Origin of the sequence: Photobacterium pectinilyticum (genome assembly GCF_024357955.1) — a bacterium.
Lineage (GTDB): Bacteria > Pseudomonadota > Gammaproteobacteria > Enterobacterales > Vibrionaceae > Photobacterium > Photobacterium pectinilyticum.
On sequence record NZ_JANEYT010000145.1, the window covers coordinates 1 to 4,314 of the forward strand.

5 protein-coding genes are annotated in these 4,314 nt (G+C 48.3%); 4 read left to right on the forward strand and 1 reads right to left on the reverse strand.

Annotation, left to right across the window (positions count from 1 at the left end):
- Window positions 1-293 precede the first annotated feature (293 nt).
- From NHN17_RS25375 to NHN17_RS25385, 3 genes are read left to right on the forward strand one after another with little or no spacing between them, the layout of a single operon-like run.
- Window positions 294-446, forward strand: coding sequence for a hypothetical protein (locus NHN17_RS25375; RefSeq protein WP_255045449.1), 153 nt, complete (start codon window positions 294-296; stop codon window positions 444-446).
- A gap of 48 nt (window positions 447-494) precedes the next feature.
- Complete coding sequence (locus NHN17_RS25380) at window positions 495-941, forward strand: hypothetical protein (protein ID WP_255045451.1); 447 nt, start codon at window positions 495-497, stop codon at window positions 939-941.
- Window positions 942-943: 2 nt separating this feature from the next.
- On the forward strand, window positions 944-1,108 hold the full coding sequence (locus tag NHN17_RS25385) for a hypothetical protein (RefSeq protein WP_255045452.1): 165 nt from the start codon (window positions 944-946) through the stop codon (window positions 1,106-1,108).
- A gap of 577 nt (window positions 1,109-1,685) precedes the next feature.
- Here the strand turns inward: NHN17_RS25385 and NHN17_RS25390 are convergent.
- Window positions 1,686-2,789 (reverse strand): hypothetical protein, encoded by a 1,104-nt coding sequence (locus tag NHN17_RS25390; RefSeq protein WP_255045453.1) that lies wholly within the window; start codon window positions 2,787-2,789, stop codon window positions 1,686-1,688.
- Between the two features lie 751 nt (window positions 2,790-3,540).
- Between NHN17_RS25390 and NHN17_RS25395 the strand changes: the two genes are divergently transcribed.
- Window positions 3,541-4,176, forward strand: a complete 636-nt coding sequence (locus tag NHN17_RS25395; protein WP_255045454.1) for a recombinase family protein — start codon at window positions 3,541-3,543, stop codon at window positions 4,174-4,176.
- Window positions 4,177-4,314: the final 138 nt, after the last annotated feature.

Genomic DNA, 4,314 nt, shown 5'->3' on the forward strand with positions numbered 1-4,314 from the left:
AAGCTCCATTAATGAAGGAGCTATATCAGTACCAGGCATTGATGATTACCGGAATATGGGGAGAAACACCCGCTTACCATTCTTTACCAACACCTCTCGCTAAGCCCCATAAAGAAGCTCAAGGCTAACGGTACAGATTAAGTCAAGGATTCAGTAACGTCTAGACTCTAGGCACTATTTCCAATCTTCCTTCACAACGCTTCAGAATTAAGCGTTACCTCTAGTTAGTCGTTTCCACTAAGAGATAACCACCCGAACAACACAGGGCGACATAATGACAAGCAAAGGATCCTATGAAAAAGACAATGGCACTTGGCTTACTCGCCAGTAGTGTGTTGCTGGCCGGTTGCGGTGGGCAGTCAAACGTTAAGTTGGTCAAGGAGGGTATACTGCATGACGATCCGTCCCTGACAGTGGCACAGGCCCTCGATACCCGCAAAGTATGAGTAGCTACTAGCTGGGCTGAGAAGACGGATAACATAGGCGGGAGCTGGTTGAATAGAGCTGTACTGTCGAACGAGCTCGCTACGCGCCATGAAGCAAAGCTAGTCCGCAACAAAGAAACCATCGACAGCCGTATAGAATACTGGCACGGGGAAATTAAGAAGAACCAAGGCTATGCCGCCAAATATGACAGCCAGTTAGATTTCCTTGCCACGATAACGGATGATGAAATCAACCACTTTAATACCTCCCCTTCCAATAGCGATGCCTTCCACACCATTTCTGACAAGCAGTACAACTCGGATATCCGAAACTGCATCTTACGGACAATGCCGCGCCAGACCTGTGACCGTGAGCGATGCCAACAGCGGCTTGTGAGGGAGAGCCAGCGCTATGAGGAGCAAACGGCCATCAACCAACAGCGCATTGATGATTATGGCTACCCGCTAGATGAAATGAACAGAAAACCCGGTTATCTGGTACGGCTGGGCTGGTAGAGGTGATCCAGTTTGCCATTACCCACGAAAATAGCTTCGAGGTCCATTCGACCAGCGTGGTACGAGAAGACTTTGACGGCAACTTGTATGAGACATCGATGCATACTGGGGCAGCCATCAAGCTCGCTTATACCGACCAAGGTAAACATGTGCTTGATTACAAATAACCTTATCAAGCTAGCCGGCATCTTCAAGCTCAACTAGATATAACAACACCCGACAATAGCCGCGGGTTAAGAGGGGGCTGTTAATGTGTTGCAGCCCCCTCTCCTCGTTAACACTGGGCTTTGTTGGGTTCGGTTTTGCTTTTGAATCAAGCGATAGCCGAAAAAGCCCTAATATTGATAGCTTTAGGTTATCAGTGTTCTAACATCAATAGACAAAACCAAATAAAAGTAATTAGCGTCTCTATAAGGTCATTTCAAATCACGGCAAACTCAATGACGGCACCCTATCCGACCTTATACTGCTTCTAGGACTTCCACTTTTTGGCGGCGGCCCTACTCGCCTTTGATATATGCTGCTATGCCCCTACGTATCTCCGTCATATACCGAGAGGACACCTTAACCCGCGGAATAACGTTGCTACCATTAACCGCAGGTCTCAACCTACACCGGCTTCATGTTAAGCACACTAGCCACTCAGGAAAAACAACGCTATAGCGCCCTGTAAAGCCCGCAGCTTGCCTTTTAGCACTCTCCGCACACCTATCCACACTAACAACGACAAGTCCCGCTGGGCGCTTAATAGAGCTCTTCTTGCTTTCGTTTCCGCAGCTCCCGGCAGTCTTTAACCATCTTCTTTTTCTGCTTAATACTTAGTTGGGCTGTGGTATGGGTGTTGTCCGGAAAATACCGGCGGAATAGTTTCGTGTTCTCCCTCAACTGCTTCTTGAGGGACGCCTTATGCTTTAAACCGTACGTTGCCACAAGCTTTATCCCACTGGAGTTAGCGATGTCCTTGCTGATGTAGTCAACCCACCCGAGATCGACGGGCAATGTACAGTAAACATGATCACCTTTGCGGTGCTGGTTAGCCCAATACTCGTTATCATGGTTAGGTTCCGCAGGTATAGGGCCAAACTGCTCTTCCTCAAGCATGTAGTCGACATTGTAGCCACGCTTCCTTGTCCAGGTCGGCAACACACATACTGCTTTGTTGTAGCCTTTTGAGATGCGTTTGCACCAATCCCGCAGCTGTTGCTCATCATCTTGTATCCAAGTCAGCATATGTAGGTGCCGAGATAAACGCTTAGGCTCGTCCTCAATGAACTCAAGGTCAGGCTTCGCGACCTTTCCCTTCTCAATCACCAACATAAACGCCTTGTTCCAGCCGCAGCCAGATTTATGTGAGCCACATAACCGGTCTTTGATGTAATTGGCTGCGTTTGGTGTGTTTAACGCATCAGCTATCACCTCATCACTAAGCTGAACCGTGACATGAACTGGCGTACCACGCTGCACTTTGGCTTGCTTGAAGATGTCTATTGCGTATAAACGGAAGGCTGGGGAGTAGCGGAGATACTTTGAAGGCTGGTAATAAACGTGTGTAAAGTAATGCCGGTTATTAAACTCATCTTCGTATAAGAAAACCTCTTGCGAGTGTTGCTCTAGCAGAGGAGCACTGTGAACAACCTTGTTACGGTCTGCGCTTTGTAAGGAAGTGATATAGCGTTTATTAAACTTATTAATTGTGTTACTGATCGCCCCTACTGATTCAAGATATTTAAGCTGCACCGCTAATAGCGACTCACTGCCCGCCCTTACTGGCTCTGCGCCATTCTCAATGGTTGATTTATCGCAATCCCTTTCGGGAAAATGTCCGTTTTGGGTAACTACATTCTGCATCAATTACTCCCTGTAAAGTGATACGTAACCCAACTCACCTAAAGGCCAACTCTGCCTTCAGAACCTCAAGCAAGCAGCTATTGGCCACGTTGCCATTAACTACACCTACGCTACACCAAAAACATAAAGTAATCTATCAATAATTACATATAAGATATTGATTTAAAAGCCTTATACTTGTAACCCATGAAGCCACATCAGACAAGAAACGTTAGAAGTGAATGCAGAGAAAACAACGCTAATGCCGAGGGGGAATTATTTTTTTAAAGTGCAAAGTAGCTCACAGTGACCTCCTGCTTTTTTGATGGGCTTGCAACCTGAAAGTCGTACGCTTACCCACCCGTTTAGCTATGAGTATAGCAATGCGGCTTAACCTACAACCATACCTAATGAGGCTGACAAACAACTTTTTGATATAGAAGATAGTGATATGTTGAAAAATTCAACCTATTACACCAAAAACTTCGGTATTGCATTGCTCACCTTAACAGGGCTACATGGTCTCCCCCGGTTGTAAACAACAGCGTCAGGTAATGGAAGGTTGGGACTGCCGCTCTACATTCGGTCTGTTTACTTGTTTTGTTACACCCTCCCCCTTTGAAACCGTAATAATGAAAAAGCATCAACAAACAACCGTTTTGTGATACCACCCGAATCACAGGCCTAGCGGTATCATCAAAATACCCCTCACAGTTTTTGATACCTGAACTACACTGATACTACATATATGATACCAACTGAGGTCCCCGCCATGCCCCACCGCACCTTTGCCTACTGCCGGGTCTCCACCGTCGAGCAGACCACGGAGAACCAAGTTCTTGCTATCCGCAGCGCTGGCTATGCCGTCCCGAATAACCGCGTGGTGGCCGAACAGGTCTCCGGCAGTGTCCCGGCCATGCAGCGCGAGGGGTTCCGCACCCTCATCGACCACAAGCTGGAGCCGGGCGATACCCTGATCGTGCTCAAGCTGGATCGCCTCGGCCGGGATAATATCGATGTCCAGCAGACGATAGGGACACTGGGCGAGCGGGGGATCAATGTGGTCAGCCTCGACCTCCCCGTGGCCGACCTGGCCAGCAGCGAGGGCAAGCTGATGCTGCAGATGTTCTCGGCCTTTGCCGAATTCGAGCGCAACCGCATCCGCGAGCGCACCCAGGAGGGCCTCAACCGGGCCAAGGCGCAGGGCAAGGCGCAGGGCAAGAAGCTCGGGCGCCCCGCTGCAACCGATACGACCGAGAAAGTCTTACAATGCAAGGCAGAGGGCTTATCGCAGAGCCTAACGGCGAAGCAACTGGGATTGGGGATAGCGACAGTAAAGCGCCATTGGAACAAGCAGCCCTCGACGACGTCGATGGTAAGCAAAATATGGCCACCTCAGGATAGTTAACTACCAGTATTAACTCGTTTTTGGACATTTCCTCGTTAGATTTTTTAATCTAACTTTCTTGAACGTATCCGCCCCATAAACCTCACATTCAATTAAGCTGACACCAAACTTATGATGTTGCTTTCATTCAAATAGAGA

Coding starts and splice junctions, on each gene's coding strand:
- NHN17_RS25390 (WP_255045453.1), bottom strand. CDS start 2,789: ATGCAGAATGTAGTTACCCAAAACGGACATTTTCCCGAAAGGGATTGC.
- NHN17_RS25375 (WP_255045449.1), top strand. CDS start 294: ATGAAAAAGACAATGGCACTTGGCTTACTCGCCAGTAGTGTGTTGCTG.
- NHN17_RS25395 (WP_255045454.1), top strand. CDS start 3,541: ATGCCCCACCGCACCTTTGCCTACTGCCGGGTCTCCACCGTCGAGCAG.